This is a genomic window from Thermoflavimicrobium daqui (assembly GCF_003313465.1).
Lineage (GTDB): Bacteria > Bacillota > Bacilli > Thermoactinomycetales > Thermoactinomycetaceae > Thermoflavimicrobium > Thermoflavimicrobium daqui.
The window spans coordinates 67,558-82,685 of the sequence record NZ_KZ845667.1 but is presented as its reverse complement, the minus strand read 5'-3'; the positions used below and the strand labels follow the sequence as shown (position 1 = coordinate 82,685).

At 37.4% G+C, this 15,128-nt stretch carries 14 protein-coding genes and 2 pseudogenes; 8 read left to right on the top strand and 8 right to left on the bottom strand.

The features are described 5' to 3' along the window. The first annotated feature begins 224 nt into the window (after positions 1-224). Positions 225-1,037 (top strand): sporulation protein, encoded by an 813-nt coding sequence (locus tag DL897_RS10275; RefSeq protein ID WP_113659066.1) that lies wholly within the window; start codon positions 225-227, stop codon positions 1,035-1,037. Positions 1,038-1,333: 296 nt separating this feature from the next. Here the strand turns inward: DL897_RS10275 and DL897_RS18260 are convergent, their stop codons facing one another. The 4 genes from DL897_RS18260 to fdhF are packed head-to-tail and all read right to left on the bottom strand — an operon-like array spanning position 1,334 to position 5,198. Beyond that, positions 1,334-1,477, bottom strand: coding sequence for a hypothetical protein (locus DL897_RS18260; RefSeq protein WP_168188757.1), 144 nt, complete (start codon positions 1,475-1,477; stop codon positions 1,334-1,336). Positions 1,478-1,485: 8 nt separating this feature from the next. After that, positions 1,486-1,722, bottom strand: a complete 237-nt coding sequence (locus DL897_RS10270; protein ID WP_113659065.1) for a heavy-metal-associated domain-containing protein — start codon at positions 1,720-1,722, stop codon at positions 1,486-1,488. A gap of 13 nt (positions 1,723-1,735) precedes the next feature. After that, the gene (locus DL897_RS10265) at positions 1,736-2,239 is read right to left on the bottom strand and encodes a helical membrane plugin domain-containing protein (RefSeq protein WP_113659064.1); all 504 of its coding nucleotides are present in this window, start codon (positions 2,237-2,239) and stop codon (positions 1,736-1,738) included. Then, the gene (gene fdhF / locus DL897_RS10260) at positions 2,214-5,198 is read right to left on the bottom strand and encodes a formate dehydrogenase subunit alpha (RefSeq protein WP_113659063.1); all 2,985 of its coding nucleotides are present in this window, start codon (positions 5,196-5,198) and stop codon (positions 2,214-2,216) included. The genes DL897_RS10265 and fdhF overlap by 26 nt, the downstream gene beginning before the upstream one ends. Before the next feature lie 245 nt (positions 5,199-5,443). On the opposite strand from fdhF, the gene DL897_RS10255 reads away from it, so the two are divergent. The 5 genes and pseudogenes from DL897_RS10255 to DL897_RS10240 all read left to right on the top strand — a co-directional run bounded on the left by DL897_RS10255 (position 5,444) and on the right by DL897_RS10240 (position 7,722). After that, complete coding sequence (locus DL897_RS10255) at positions 5,444-5,770, top strand: hypothetical protein (RefSeq protein ID WP_240627370.1); 327 nt, start codon at positions 5,444-5,446, stop codon at positions 5,768-5,770. 18 nt (positions 5,771-5,788) lie between these two features. Continuing rightward, positions 5,789-6,112, top strand: coding sequence for a hypothetical protein (locus tag DL897_RS10250; RefSeq protein ID WP_206186513.1), 324 nt, complete (start codon positions 5,789-5,791; stop codon positions 6,110-6,112). Beyond that, positions 6,112-6,912 (top strand): annotated as a pseudogene (locus tag DL897_RS10245) (multicopper oxidase domain-containing protein); the annotation flags it as partial. The gene DL897_RS10250 and the pseudogene DL897_RS10245, both read left to right, overlap by 1 nt. Continuing rightward, positions 6,908-7,072, top strand: a complete 165-nt coding sequence (locus DL897_RS18255) for a hypothetical protein (RefSeq protein WP_168188756.1) — start codon at positions 6,908-6,910, stop codon at positions 7,070-7,072. The pseudogene DL897_RS10245 and the gene DL897_RS18255, both read left to right, overlap by 5 nt. Continuing rightward, a complete protein-coding gene (locus DL897_RS10240; protein WP_113659060.1) occupies positions 7,069-7,722 on the top strand; it encodes a hypothetical protein in 654 nt (217 codons plus the stop codon). The genes DL897_RS18255 and DL897_RS10240 overlap by 4 nt, the downstream gene beginning before the upstream one ends. Before the next feature lie 7 nt (positions 7,723-7,729). Here DL897_RS10240 and DL897_RS10235 read toward each other — a convergent pair. Beyond that, positions 7,730-7,825: pseudogene (locus DL897_RS10235) on the bottom strand (transposase); the annotation flags it as partial. Between the two features lie 109 nt (positions 7,826-7,934). Here DL897_RS10235 and DL897_RS10230 point away from each other — a divergent pair. Continuing rightward, entirely contained in the window at positions 7,935-8,573 is a 639-nt protein-coding gene (locus tag DL897_RS10230; RefSeq protein WP_113659059.1) for a YdbC family protein, read from the top strand. A 91-nt stretch (positions 8,574-8,664) separates the two neighbouring features. On the opposite strand, the gene brnQ is transcribed toward DL897_RS10230, so the two are convergent. Beyond that, a complete protein-coding gene (brnQ, locus tag DL897_RS10225) occupies positions 8,665-10,005 on the bottom strand; it encodes a branched-chain amino acid transport system II carrier protein (RefSeq protein WP_113659058.1) in 1,341 nt (446 codons plus the stop codon). 386 nt (positions 10,006-10,391) lie between these two features. Next, positions 10,392-10,919, bottom strand: coding sequence for a D-glycero-alpha-D-manno-heptose-1,7-bisphosphate 7-phosphatase (locus DL897_RS10220; RefSeq protein ID WP_338067091.1), 528 nt, complete (start codon positions 10,917-10,919; stop codon positions 10,392-10,394). A gap of 347 nt (positions 10,920-11,266) precedes the next feature. On the opposite strand from DL897_RS10220, the gene DL897_RS10215 reads away from it, so the two are divergent. After that, entirely contained in the window at positions 11,267-12,490 is a 1,224-nt protein-coding gene (locus DL897_RS10215; protein ID WP_240627369.1) for a CynX/NimT family MFS transporter, read from the top strand. A gap of 251 nt (positions 12,491-12,741) precedes the next feature. On the opposite strand, the gene thrS is transcribed toward DL897_RS10215, so the two are convergent. Beyond that, a complete protein-coding gene (thrS, locus tag DL897_RS10210; RefSeq protein WP_113659056.1) occupies positions 12,742-14,673 on the bottom strand; it encodes a threonine--tRNA ligase in 1,932 nt (643 codons plus the stop codon). Positions 14,674-15,128 lie beyond the last annotated feature (455 nt).

The following is a 15,128-nucleotide window of genomic DNA, read 5'->3' as shown; positions in this document are numbered from 1 at the left end:
AAGCATGATGATACCAACGAATACTGCCATTATAATAATGATGATTTTCTTAAGCAAGAACTTCTCCCCTTTTTCAAAAGTATAAGTAAAATAACCCGAACTCCATCTAGACAAATGAATTCTATCACATCATACTAATTTAGTAGACTATAAATTTGTATAATAAATACTTATTTGTATTTGAAAAATAAAAAGGAAATAGGTGACTTAAGGAGGTGTAAGCATTGATTTTCCAAGCATTGATGGCTAAGTTTAACCCAGATGAAGCGAAAGTGGATCTTGTTTTTAATCAGAAAAACTACACTTTGGGTGATACAGTCAACGGAAAACTAATCATCCAAGGAGGATCAATCAAGCAACAAATTAATCAAGTGATTGTCGATTTCATGGTGGATTTAGAAGTTAATTATAAGTTATATTCAAAAAAATTATATACTCTTTCTATTAATGAAACTTTCTATATACAACCTACAGAGAAAAAAGAGCTGCCATTCGCTTTTGATATACCTCGACACTTTTTTATTACAGGTTATAATATAGCATTTTATTTTGTTACTCATTTTGATATAGCTGGTACAACATATCAAGTTGATGAAAACCCATTTGTAATCCATCCTCCGAAACCACTTCAACTTATTTTAAACTCTTTTTATCAATTAGGCTTTCAAGAGAAGCATGATTCTCGTTCTATTCAGGGAGAAATACAAACATTTACTTTTTTTCCTGCTGAAAACTATATGCATCAAATAAAAATATTAACATTTACTTTTCTATATAAACCATTAGGTATACAACTTTGGATAGAATTAGAACCATCCTCATCAGGTCATAGGCTGCTTAAAGAAGTTTGGTTAGAAAATAAAATCCTCCAAGATCAAACACAGCTCATGCTTACCTTGCAAAAAATATTAATGGAAATGATGCTTAATCCAAGTCTCTATCTTGATACCATAAGCTTGGAACAATATTTTCTATCTGATGGTGGTAAAAGTGATTCAGATTTTAGAGAGTTAGAAGAACGCTTAACAGGATCATAAGCTGTAATTAGGCAAAAAAAAACCCGCCTAACTCTGGCGGGTACCTTACAATGAAGGCTCTTTCCCTGTATTATCTTGAAATACTTTTTGTAACTTCAACGATAGCGATCTTAAAGCCCAATACTCACTTCTTATAAAAGTCTCTATTCCCTTCATAAAGTAAAATGGGATCTTAAACTACTTCTCCAGATCATATCTTGAGGAAGTCGCGAATCGTTTTGTATAGGATCAACTTTTGCGCCAATTCTTTAGTGAGAGTGAGTGGCGAAGCGATGAGCTGATTAAGAGGGCAATCTCTACTTTTTTTCAGTTTTCATATCTAATGATAAAGATTCACGACGATCTTTAATACAATCCTTGCAAACATGTAAATGTGAAGCAACCATCACAACATCTTCAAGCTCTTCTTCTTTTCCACAAATCTCACATACGAGTGACATGATCTCCACTACTTTCTATCCAGATTATTTATTTCGCTGGTCATAACTGTAAAGCCGCTATCTACAATAGCTTGTTGAAAATCGGCTAAGGAAGCTGCAGATTCATCATAAACAAATATCGCTTCCTCTTGATCTAGATTAACTTCGACTTGGCGTACCCCCCAAACCTTTAGTAAAGCCTGACTTACTTTTTCTACATCCTTTTGATCTGACATCCCTTTGATGAAAACTTTACTGGTAATCAACTATCTTCCCCCTTTATTTACCTTCATCGTGAACAGGATGATCTCTATTTAATTCCTCTCCCATTCCTCGTAAAAAATTAAAAATCATATGGATGGATAAAGATACTTCTGGACTACGTAACATCTTTGTTAGATCCCAGAAGCTTAGGGGCTTTTCATTTTCGAGTTGTGATGAGCGTTCAATTCCATGTGTAATGACATGGATTATTTTTTCTACCTTTTCCGGCTCTAGATTTCCTAAAAATTGAAGAATGGACATCCCGTTTTTTAAGAGATGATGCACTGTTGGCTGATTCAGTTGCGACATCGCAATTGCTCCAACTTGTTGTCGGTTCTTTAACATCCCTTGTAATATTTCAAGTATCCCAGCTTGATGTAACTCGTTTAAAATATCTAGTAAAATGATCAAAGCTTGGCTGCTATTTCCCACCGCTTGGAGTACTTGCGTGAGTGCTTGAGACTGTTCTTCTACTGGATTCGTCTTTTCCTTTTCAATCTGTGTAATCGCTCTGGCCATTTCTACTATTCTCCTTATTGATCATCTCTGGAATAGGAATCCAATCAGGGCGTTTCCATTTTTCTTCTACTTGAACACCGAGTTGAGGCTGACGATTTCCAAAACGATAGTTAGCACGTGGAAGAGGCGACTCTCCTTCAGGTTCTAGCACTTCCATCTTAACTCCTATTTCTTTGTAGTTTGGTGTATGAGTGATACGATCATGGTAGCTACTGGTTAAACGATTCACTGCCTCCATATCTTTAAAGGAGTTCATAGTCAAATATAATTCTTTCCCTTTCACATTGTCCGTTACAAGTACTCTTACTTTCACCTTACCATAGGGGGACGTTAGGCGAACTAATGCACCGTCTTTAATGCCTCTCTCTTGAGCCAGTTGCGGGGACACTTCCAGCCACGGATTAGGAACTTTGTGGGTAATTCCCGCAGATCGATAAGTCATATTTCCCTCATGAAAATGTTCAAGAAGCCTCCCATTATTTAAATGAAGATCAAATTCTTCTCCAGACTCAAATGGCGCTGTCCACTCTACAGGAACCAATCTCGCTTTCCCATCTGGAAATGCAAATCTTTCGGTGTACAAAATAGGGGTTTCTTGCCCATCCTTGGATACAGGCCAAATCTGACTATTCCAACCTTCAAGCCGTTCATAACTAATCCCGGCAAATATCGGCGCTAAGCTTGCCGCTTCAGCCATAATCTCACTGGGGTGAGAGTAGCTCCAATCTGCTCCCATGCGATTGGCTAGCTCTTGAATGATCACCCAGTCAGGCTTAGACTCCCCAAATGGCTCAAATACTTGATAAAATCGTTGAATCCGTTTTTCTGTATTGGTAAATGTTCCTTCTTTTTCAAGACTCGGTGCAGCAGGTAACACAACATCGGCAAATTGAGCTGTTTTAGTAAAAAAGATATCCTGCACTACAAAGAAATCCAACTTTTCAAAAGCTGCTTGGACATAATTCGAGTTCGAATCGACAATGGCCATATCTTCTCCAAACAAATACATCGCTTTTAGCTTTCCATTAAAGATCGCTTCGACCATTTGATGATTATTTAATCCTGGTTTTTCTGGTAAAGTGACTCCCCAGGCTTGCTCATAGCGTGCTCGTACCTTAGCATCTTGGACAGGCTCATATCCTGGAAACCATGCAGGCATCGTTCCGAAATCACTTGCTCCTTGTACATTGTTGTGTCCTCGTAGCGGATAAGCACCTGTACCGGGTCGCCCATAATTTCCTGTAACCAATAGTAGATTTGAAATAGCCGTACTTGTATCGGTTCCTCCAAGATGTTGTGTTACTCCCATTGCCCATAGGATACATACTCGTTGGGCTTCATGAATCATCGTAGCTAATTTTACAAGCTCTTCCTGAGTGATTCCGGTTTTTTCTGCCGCATATTCTAAGGTGTACTTTTCTAATGATTGTTTGTATTCTTCTACACCATTCACGCGGTCTTTTAGAAACTTTTTATCTTCTAAGCCTTGGTCGAATAGGTATTTGCTAATCGCATTCAACCAAATTAGATCTGTACCTGGTTTAGGGTGAAGATATAAATCGGCTCGTTCTGCTAGTTCATTAAGACGAAGATCAACTACAACTAGTTTTTGCCCATGAAGCTTATGAGCTCTCTTAATCCGAGTGGCTAATACCGGATGAGACTCGGCCGGATTAGCTCCAACAACCAGCACCAAGTCAGCACGAGCTATATCGCGAATCGTTCCCGAATCCGCTCCAATTCCGACTGTTCGCATCAAACCAGTCGAAGCAGGTGTTTGGCAGTAACGAGAGCAATTGTCAACATTGTTGGTGTTCATTACCGCCCGGGCAAATTTCTGAAATAAATAGTTTTCTTCGTTACTACACTTAGAAGAAGCTACATACCCAATGGAATCAGGACCAAATGTTTGGCTAATCTCTTTTAATTTTCGGGAAATCACCTCTAGTGCTTCCTCCCAAGTCGCTTCAACGAATTTCTCTCCTTTACGTATGAGCGGCTTGCTTAATCGGTCTGAGCTATTAACAAAATCCCAACCCCACTTCCCTTTTACACAGGTAGAAATTCCATTTACAGGTGCTTCTACTTGTGGTTCTACTTTTAGAATCTCTCTATCTTTACTCCAAATTTCAAAGCTACATCCTACACCACAATAAGTACAAACTGTCTTCGTTCGTTTGATCCGACTTTGTCGCATTGCTGCTTCCATTTCAGAAATAGCAAATATTTCTTTGTATCCAGGTTCTACCTCTTTGGTAATATCAATCATTGGCTCTAAAATATTCGATGGAATTCCTGTTAAATAACCCGCTTTACCAAGCATAGATTTTTCCATTAGAGCATTACACGGGCAAACGGATACACAATGCCCACAAGAGACACAAGATGACTGATCAATGGGTACATCATCATCCCAAATAACACGAGGATGCTCTCGGTTCCAATCAATCGTTAGTGTTTCATTCACTTGAAGATCTTGACAAGCTTCAACACAACGACCGCATAAAATACATTGATCTGGCTCATAGCGGTAAAACGGATGGGAATTGTCGGGAGGATACGGTTTTGGCGTAAATTCGTATTTTTGATGTTCGATTTGCAAATATTCCGCTGTATTATGCACCTCGCAATTCCCATTATTATTGTCACAAACTGTGCAATACAATTCATGGTTCTTCAAAATCCGCGACATCGCTTCCTGTTGTGCAATTTTTACTGGCTCCGATTTAGTTTGGATCATCATTTCAGGTTGGCATTTAGTAGTACAAGCCCGCTTCAATTGACCGTTTACTTCGACGAGACAAGTATCACAAGTCTCCAGCGGACGTAAGTTGGGATGGTAACAAATACGTGGGATATATATATCTTGTAACTTCGCTACTTCTAAAATGGTTTGCCCAGCTTTAACTGATACTAAATGATGATTGATTTGTATCGAAAACGTTTGCTCTTTATCCATTTGACCCTCCGTAGGAAAAATAATACTAGGGTATTCTATTGATTAGTATGCTCTATGGCATTTTGTTTATATCATTTTTTCATCTAGATACGAATAAGAGTATTTATACAAATATTACAGACTATTCATTGTTTTAAAACTATAATATTATATATAATAGTAATATATTGAAATAATAAAAAATGATGTTAGTTTATGAATTTCTTTCTATTTAGCCCTATCTCTTTCCAATGAGTTATAGGAGGTTGATTTATGAACAATATAGAGCGAAGTCTATGCGAAATTGTCGAAACACAATTCTACCAAGAAATCAAATGCTTATAGAACTATTAGGAAAAGATGTTCTATTAACAATGGAATCAAATCAACTAAATATTCTTGGGCAAACCTTTCGTCCTATTTTTACAGGTAAGTTGATTAAAGTAACTGATGGCTTTATTACACTTTATCCAGTTATTATTAAAATGAATAATGCTCCATTTCATCGATTTCCTACTCCACTTCACTTCCCAATCGAAAAAATTTCGATGTTTGTCCCATTTAATCCAGAGACCCGCTTTCCTATTCCCTAAAATGGAGGGTGAATCAATTTGTCAGAAACAAAGGCTAACTTAGGAGAATACGAAATCAATGATTTGCGATATGCTGCGCTATGTCATGAGTTTGCAAAAAATATAGGAAGGCGAACAATTCTAATCATCCCGCAGTTTCCCTTTATGGTCATTGGTGAAATCAAAATGGTGATAGGTGATTATCTTAAGATTCATGTTGAAACCACACACATATCTGAACTTGAACAGAAAACATTACGATTACACATCAACCAAATTGAAGTATTCTTTATTGAGGATGGTAAGTTTCATATCCCATCCATTCAAGAAACCACTGAAAAGAAAAAACGGAGGAAGGACTGATGCGAAGACGTTTTCATATTGTAGCAATTCCTATTCGTATTGTGATTAATCATTTTGGTGATCATGATCCCAATGGAATGATGTATGTACTCAAAGAAAATGAAGCAAAAGTGAGGAAACAAGTTGCAGCCCATCCATATACTCCTGTAGATCTTGTCCAACCATTAACCTTAAGGGCCAATATAGGAGATGAAATCGAAATACTATTCGAAAATCAACTTCCCTTTCATACATCCATACACATTCAACGTGCCGAATATAATGTACAAACCTCAGATGGAACCTTTGTCGGCTTTAATGCAAATTCTACAGCCCCCCCTTGTCCACCAAGTAAAAAACAGATTTATACTTGGCAGGCAGTCCGTGAGGGAGCTCATGTTTTTTCCGATTTAGGCAATCCCTTATCTAGTGAACAGGGAAGTAATGGTCATGGCTTGTTTGGTGCAGTCATTGTCGAACCCAAAGGATCATGGTGGACAGATCCAATTACAGGACTTCCCATCAATAGTGGTGTTTTTGCCGACGTCCATCACCCGCTTCTCCCTTCATTCCGTGAATTTGCTTGGTTTTTTCATGATGAAATGGAAATTAATGATTTAAGTGGACAAAAGCCGATCAATCCTGATACATTACATCCAGAGGAAACTCATTCGGTCAACTACCGATCTGAACCCATGCGAAACCGAATAAGGCTTATTCGTGAGGGAGTCGTCTGCCCTAATTGTGAAGGTGAAGAAGTGCACCATGACTCTTGGGTCTTTGGTGACCCAGCAACACCTATACTACGGGCATATGTTGGATTTATTACAAGTTCCAGGTGACTATTTATATCGATCAGGTAATATACGCTGGGATGTTGAATTAGGTTTGTGGGGGATTATTCGAGTCCTTGGAGAAAAACATGATCATCTTGCTCCACTTCTAAAACAATCCAATATAGAAGAAGGTGATGATGATTGAGTTTACACGCTAATGACAATGGATACTATAATTCAAAAAGCGATGAATATTCCTGCCATGACTATCCCTGTTATTCAGGCTTCCATTGTCCAGAAGAGCTACCGGCATCCATACCTGACGATCACTTTTGCTCTCCATTTCCTTGTCCAGATAAAATTCCAACTCAACGCTATTCTTCACCAACTAGTCTTTTCTCTCCCTTAAAACTTGCAAAATTAAAAAGCAGTATTCAAACAGTAAACCAGCTACTAACAACACTTCATCATCATATCCATCCCAAAGACTTCCCTGTTTTTCGGCTTCAATTGAGATCATTACTCGGTGTAACGATGCAAATCATCCTTTCATGTAAAAGACAGAAAAAACAAGAATCCGTAATGGGATGTTTGACAGATGTCGGTCAAGACTTTCTCATATTAAAAACAAAAAAACAGAGTATTTGGGTTCCTTTTACACGAGTTCATCTTGTTTTAAGCAAAAAATGGGAGATCAAAAATATCATTAAACACCACCGAGAGCTCGATCCGATTGATCCATGTTTACGACGAGAGTTAGTATTAAACTTTGGCCCCACTGTAGCAAATCATCCTATACTTTTTCACATCTTCTTTGGAATCCACTTTCAATTCATTTACTTATCATTCGAATAAAACAAAGAATCCGTGATTTTAAATGTGAAAACTCCCGCCTTAACATTCGTGAGGTATATCCCTTGAGATACTTGACTACCTTATGTATACCAAATTGGGGATCTCATTGTATGCGTATATTCGCTGGTATTAAGACAGCACTTTTAGATTAAGAAAATGGTTACGACTTTAAAGTAGAAATTATAGCAAATCAATGTGTAGGTGATACCTTCATGATTATTAAATGGATAGTTTGCCAAGTTCCAGAAGAAAAAAAAACAGCTTTTACTGAAGCACAAATGATTTGGAGTTCACTTTCTGATGCAGAGGGTTTTTATGGGCAATGGGGTGGCTGGAATATCTATCAACCAACTAAAGCTTGTATTTTTTCGATTTGGCAAAGCCTCTCAGCCTATGAATCTTTCATGTCAAGCATCCATGATACTCTTTTTCTTACGAGCGACCAATCTCAAACCTATCAAAGCATTTCAGTAGACTTATCCAAACTGGTCCTATCCATCCCAGGTGAAAAGGAATTCTTCTATCAAGCACTATCTCATTCATATTTACGTATGGCTGATTGCATGGTTAAACCTAAACGAATCAATTCCTTTTTACAAGCACAAAAAACAATTTGGAATCCCGCTATGGGTCAAACAAAAGGGATGATTGCTGGAGTAATCGGAGAAACCATCAAAATCCCAAACCGGTATTTGGTATTAAGCCTGTGGAAAGATAAACAATCACACGAAGCATATACGAAAAGAGTCATAGACCTCCGTCAGCAAGCTAAGACAGACCAAGATATAGAGTCTGTTTCGGGGTGTTTGGTGCAACTAGAAGAGAAATGGTTAGTTTTACCCAAAAGATAAAGAAAAGCTACTACTGGTTTCAATTCACTAAAAAATGATGAGTCCACAACAAAAGGGATTGGTAGCATTCCAATCCCCTTTGCCCCAAGCTTTATGCACTTTCTTTCAATGAAATATGACTCTGTTGTTGATTTTTCTTAAATTTGCTGATGACCAAACCAATCAAAAAAGCAGCGATTGAAGGTAGAACCCATCCAATCCCTTCGGTATAAAGAGGTAGCTTAATAAAAATAGATTCCCACTGTTTGGATAGCAAAGTTTGATTGATCATTTCTAAGATACTGTATAAAGCTACCATCGTAATAGTCGTCAAATAAACGACTTGTGATCCTTTAAACCAGCGATCTAATAGTCCAAGGAAAATTAAAACGATCGCTACTGGATATATTAATCCCAGAATAGGCCCAGATATTTTAATAATTTGGGTTAGTCCTAAATTCGCAATCGCCATGCTAAGAATACTAAGAATGACTACCCATGCTCGATATGAAATTTTCTTGAAAATAGTAAAAAAATACTGGCTACAAGAAGTGATAAGACCAATCGATACACATAAACAAGCAATGGTAAAAACGACTCCTAGAATCATAATTCCATAGGAACCAAATAAGTGATTCATGATATAGGCAAGGACTTGTGCTCCATTTTCCGCTTTATCTATCGAAGAACTAGCTGCCCCCAAATAGGCTAAAATCATATAAATGGATGAAAGTAAAACACCCGTACCTACACCTGCATTAATAATCGATCGGGATAATACCTGTCGATCATTAATTCCTTTAGCACGGATAGCATTCGCCACAACAATTCCATAAACTAAGGCTGCTAAACAATCCATGGTTAGATACCCTTCTAAAAATCCTTTAAACACAGGTTGCGTTTGATATAGTCCTTCTGGTTTAGCAAATGTATCCATCGGAGTCACAAAACTACTTATAAAAATCATACCTATAATTATCAAAAGAGTTGGGGTCAATAATTTCCCCATTCGATCCACTAGCTTTGAAGGCGACATACATAACCATGTCACTATACTAAAAAATACAAGAGTATAAACAAATAAGACCATAGGGTTCATTGCTATTTCTTTAGGTAAGAAAGGCTGCATCCCTGATTCAAAAGCCAGACTACTAGCTCGAGGAATCGCCAGTGCTGGTCCGATAGAAATATAAATAATTAATGGAAAAATCAGCGCAAAACTTCGATGAACTCGACTAGCAAGCGCCGTAAAGCTTCCTAATTGGGCAATCGCTACAACCCCTAAGATCGGAAGACACACTGCTGAAATTAAGAGTCCAATGATTGAAATCCAAACATTCTCCCCTGCTTGAAGTCCTAAAAATGGAGGGAAAATAAGATTTCCAGCACCAAAAAACATGGAAAATAACATCATACTTACCAAGATGAGTTCTTTTTTTGTCAATCCTTTCACGTCTATCCTCTCTTTCTGCTTATTAAGGTTTCTATCACCGAACCCTACTCTATTCTTATAAGATTTTTTCATATAGAGAATAAATTATATTATATATTCATTTACCTATAAAAATCTATAAATCACCATTAATTGGGAAATCAAATCAAAAAAATACACGGTTCAAAATTTAGCTTACTTCTAGAACGAGAGCGAATCGTTTTGGTGTAATGCTCGACTATTCCTGAGAAGGACAAGAGCATCTCCATAGTAAGTTCTCTAAGAAACCTCTCTATAGACTGATTAAACCCTTTTAACCCTATGATATAACCCAAAATTCCAAACAACCCTTAGTCTTAAAAGATTAAAGGTTGTTTGGAATTTTGGGTTATATCTATCCCTTATTCTTATAATAACCTAGCAAATGTTCGTAAGTCAGGGCATATATAATCTGCTTGTGTATTGTTCGTTTCACCGATGAAAACTGTTTTACATCCTACTTTCTTTCCTGCCATGACATCTGTTTCCATATCACCAATCATGTATGATTCAGATAAGTTAATGGCAAATTTCTCGGCCAAATTTAGAATCATACCCGAATTCGGCTTACGACAGTTGCAACCTTCATTGGGTCTATGAATACAAACAGCAATATCATTGATCACAGCACTAGCATTTAACTTTAGTAATTCCCTTTTCAATCTTTTATGAATTTTATCGAGCATTTTCTCAGATATATACCCAAGACCAACACCTCCTTGGTTGGTGACAATAAATGTCATATATCCGAGTTCACGAATTTTAGCAATGGCTTCTGGGACACCATTTATGATATATAAATCAGACGGATGATTGACGAATTTGACTCGTTTCGTCTGAACTTCATTGATAACTCCATCTCTATCAAGAAACACAGCTTTATTCACGATAACCATCCTTTTTCTATAATTGATTATTCGTCCGTTTTTCAATAGAGGTTGTTGCATCAATCAGCCACTCATCGCTTCCTCACCACTTCTGCTAAAGGTTGGGCTCAAAAGTCGATTCACAACTTCCTCTAGGTATGATCTAGATTTTCAATTGAATTCTGCAACATACTGTAATAATAAAATTCGACTTTAATTATCTTCTCTCTAATGGATACTAATCATATTAAATGGTTCAAAATACACATGATGATATACTAAAAATTAATTATCATTTTTGATTATCATAAATACACTTTAGCGGATTTACTTCACTTACACGAAAACCTCCAGATCAAAGGTGGTATCACTAATCCATGATTAAGACCAAAGACAAAATGAACTCATTTCTAAGCACTTCATCTATCCTTCTTATACTAGGAATTCTATTGATTGCAGCCAATTTAAGACCTTCTCTAACTTCTGTCGGTCCTTTATTGGGATTCATTCAAGAAGAAATGAACTTATCTCATGGAATAGCTGGTTTAATTACCACTCTTCCCCTTCTTTCATTTGCGATTTTTTCACCACTAGCCCCAAAAATTAGTAATCGATATGGTAGTGAATGGTTATTATTTATAGGCTTAATTATACTAACTACAGGTATTTTAGTACGTTCAGTCCCTTCAGTAACTACATTATTTCTAGGTACAGCGATCGTAGGAATGGCGATTGCTATATGTAATGTCTTACTACCTGGAATCATTAAGCAAAGATTTCCAAACCAAGTGGGATTAATGACAGCCACTTACTCCACATCGATGGGGATTTTTGCATCTATTGGCTCAGGTTTGAGTATTCCACTTGCACAAGTATTGCCTTTTGGATGGAAAGGTGCACTCGCTTTCTGGGCTATATTAGCTATCATTGCTATATTGGCATGGCTACCTCAAATTTCTAAACGTATAAAAAGAAGCACAGCTAAAAGAAAAACAAATTCGACGGGAGTATGGCGTTCTTTGCTTGCTTGGCAAGTCTCTTTTTTTATGGGTTTCCAATCATTCGCTTTCTATGTTACCATCACTTGGCTCCCAGAAATTCTTCATGATTATGGACTAGATATATCTACTGCAGGGTGGTTAGTCTCTTTAATGGGATTAATGGGTGTTCCATCGAACTTTCTCATTCCCATTCTTGCAGAAAGACGGTCTAATCAACAATTATGGGTCATAATCATTAGTACTCTTTATGTTTTAGGCTTAGCTGGACTACTATTTAATCATTCACTTTCATGGTTCATTTTATGTGTGATCATAATCGGACTAAGTCAAGGAGCTTGTATTAGTCTCTCCTACACCCTGATTGGACTTCGCGCAAAAAATGCGCAACAAGCCGAACAGTTATCAGGTATGGCACAATCGATCGGCTATCTCCTAGCTGCTATGGGGCCATTCTTGTGTGGATATATACACGATTTTACACACTCTTGGGTTATACCATTAACTATAACCATATGTGTTTGTGTATTGATGATTTTTTTCGGCCTTGGTGCAGGGCGCGCTATGTATATTCATTCAAGCAGAGACAAAAGAGTCTTTTAACCGTTTCTACATACCACCATGCTCTTTTCAATAAACGATCTTCGGGTGAAGGTTTTGATTTTCTATCATTTGAAATTTCTGAGTACTAAAAAAGCTAATTTCCCTTTTTTATTTAGGGAGAATTAGCTTTTCTTTTTCTTTTAAATGATTGAATCATACTCGATGTGGCAATCATTTAATTATTTTGTCCTTTAATAGCATAAAAAGAGAGCCTTTCGCAGATCGACGGGGCTCTCTTTCATTTATTATCCTTAGATCAACAATTCTTTGTGGTATACCTCTTCTTGTACTCGAGCTAGGAAAATATCTAGCGACATGACTCCTAGATCCCCTCTTCCATAGTGACGAGGTCGTACAACCTGCATCCCAAGTTCCCGCTCACCAATCACCAGCGTATATGGAATTCTATCGATTTGTGCACGGCGAATTTTATAATTTAAGGTTTCTGCATTCGCATCCAGTTCGACTCGAATCCCTGAATGCTGGAGTTTCTTTGCTACTTCTTGTGCATAGTCTTCATAATCTTGCCCCACGGTAACCACCCTTACTTGAATGGGTGCTAGCCAAATCGGAAAAGCCCCTTGATATTGTTCAATAAGGAAAGCGATAAAACGTTCCAACGTTCCCAAGATACTATGATGAATGACCATAGGGCACTCCTTTTGGCTAGTCTCATTAATATAGTTGAGTTCAAAGTGCTCAGGAAGTTGGAAGTCGAGCTGAATCGTTGATAAAGTTTCTGTTTTTCCTGAAGCTGTCTTCACTTGTACATCTAATTTAGGTCCACCATAAGGGGCTGCATCATTTATTTCTTCTACATAATCAAGACCTAGTTCATCAAGGGTTTCTTTTAGTTGTTGCTGGGAAAGTTCCCATTTTGTATCGTCCTGACCATGGAGGTTAGGATAGGATAGTCGATAGAAATAGTTGATAATCCCAAAATCGTCATATACCTGTTTGATCAATCGTACCACCTGTTTAAACTCTTCTTTGATTTGATCCTGACGGCAGAAAATATGAGCATCATTCATTGTCATGACTCGAACTCGCTCTAGTCCTGTAAGTGTTTCTGGTATTTCATTACGATGCATCATTCCCAATTCGGCAATCCTTACAGGTAAATCACGATAACTCCGAACCTTTGATTTAAATACCATCATATGATGTGGACAATTGATCGGACGTAAAATAAGCTCCTCTTGCTTATCCAACTTCAGAGATGGATACAACTCATCCGAATATTGCTGTAAGTAATCAGCGATTTTATATAAATTGATGTTTGCTAGATGGGGGGAGTATACATGCTCATATCCCATTTTTTCTTCTAAATCGATCATATAACTCTCGATAAGTCGGCGTATCTTCGCACCCTTTGGAAGCCAAATCGGAAGACCTTGCCCTACTTCTTTGCATAACATAAAAATCTCTTGTTCTTTTCCCACTTTCCGATGATCTCTTTGTTTCGCTTCTTCTATTTCACGCAAATGATTATTTAGCTCTTGATGCGTACGAAATGCGACTCCATAAATCCGAGTTAGCATCTCACGATTTGCGTCTCCACGCCAATATGATCCAGCTATGGACATTAACTTAAAGGCTTTTACTAGTCCTGTGGAAGGAAGATGTGGTCCACGACAGAGATCTGTATACTCACCTTGTTGATATAAGGTAATTTCTTCACCGATCGGGGTGTCTTGGATCATTTCTACTTTGAAACGCTCATCTTTCTCTTGAAAATAAGCTAATGCCTCCTCTCGAGATACTACTCGACGTTCGATCGGTAGATTTTCTTGGATAATACGCTTCATTTCTGCTTCAATCTTCGATAAGTCTTCCAAATTAAATGTTCGATCTGCAAAATCATAATAAAACCCACCCGGAATAACAGGACCAATCGCTAGTTTCACTTCTGGGTAGAGTCTTTTAATCGCTTGCGCCATTACATGTGCTGTTGTTAATCGCATCACTTCGATTCCCATCGAGTCTTCAAGAGTTAAGATTTCAACCTCTGCATCACTTTCCAGAACATACGAGAGATCAAAAGATTGCCCATTCACTTTTACTGCGACTGCTTTTTTTCCTAAGCTTTTTGAAATCGTAAAAGCGAGATCCTTACATGTTACTCCAGCAGAAAATAACCGTATTGATCCATCTTTGAACTTTACTTGAATAGTGTTTGCCATATTCCATTTTCCCCTTATCTTTCAGAAAAAAGCATAAGCAAAGGACACTTTTCCTATTTTTAAGAAAAAATGTGTTTACATGATGGTAACCGCACCCTGACCGAATATAGAAGAGACAGAAAACCATTTTCATCTTTTAGATTAGCCGGAGTCGAGTCGTGGATAACTTATCAGTAGCTTCCAGCTATACAAAAGCTGTTTGCTCACGATTCGAAGCTGTCACTAAATATTGAAAATCGTTTATCTACATTCTTCAATCAGCTATTTCAAAAGGCCTCAAACCATCAGCCTATTAAGATCAACTACTATTGATCTCATTCTATCTTTCGCCCTCAGTTTGTCGACTTTTTAAAATAGTGTTCAGTGTGGGAAGGTATAATTTATGCTCTTATCTGATGAATTAGAACTTTATTATATATTATTGCTTTTATTTAGTCAAATTTTTATTTTTTTGT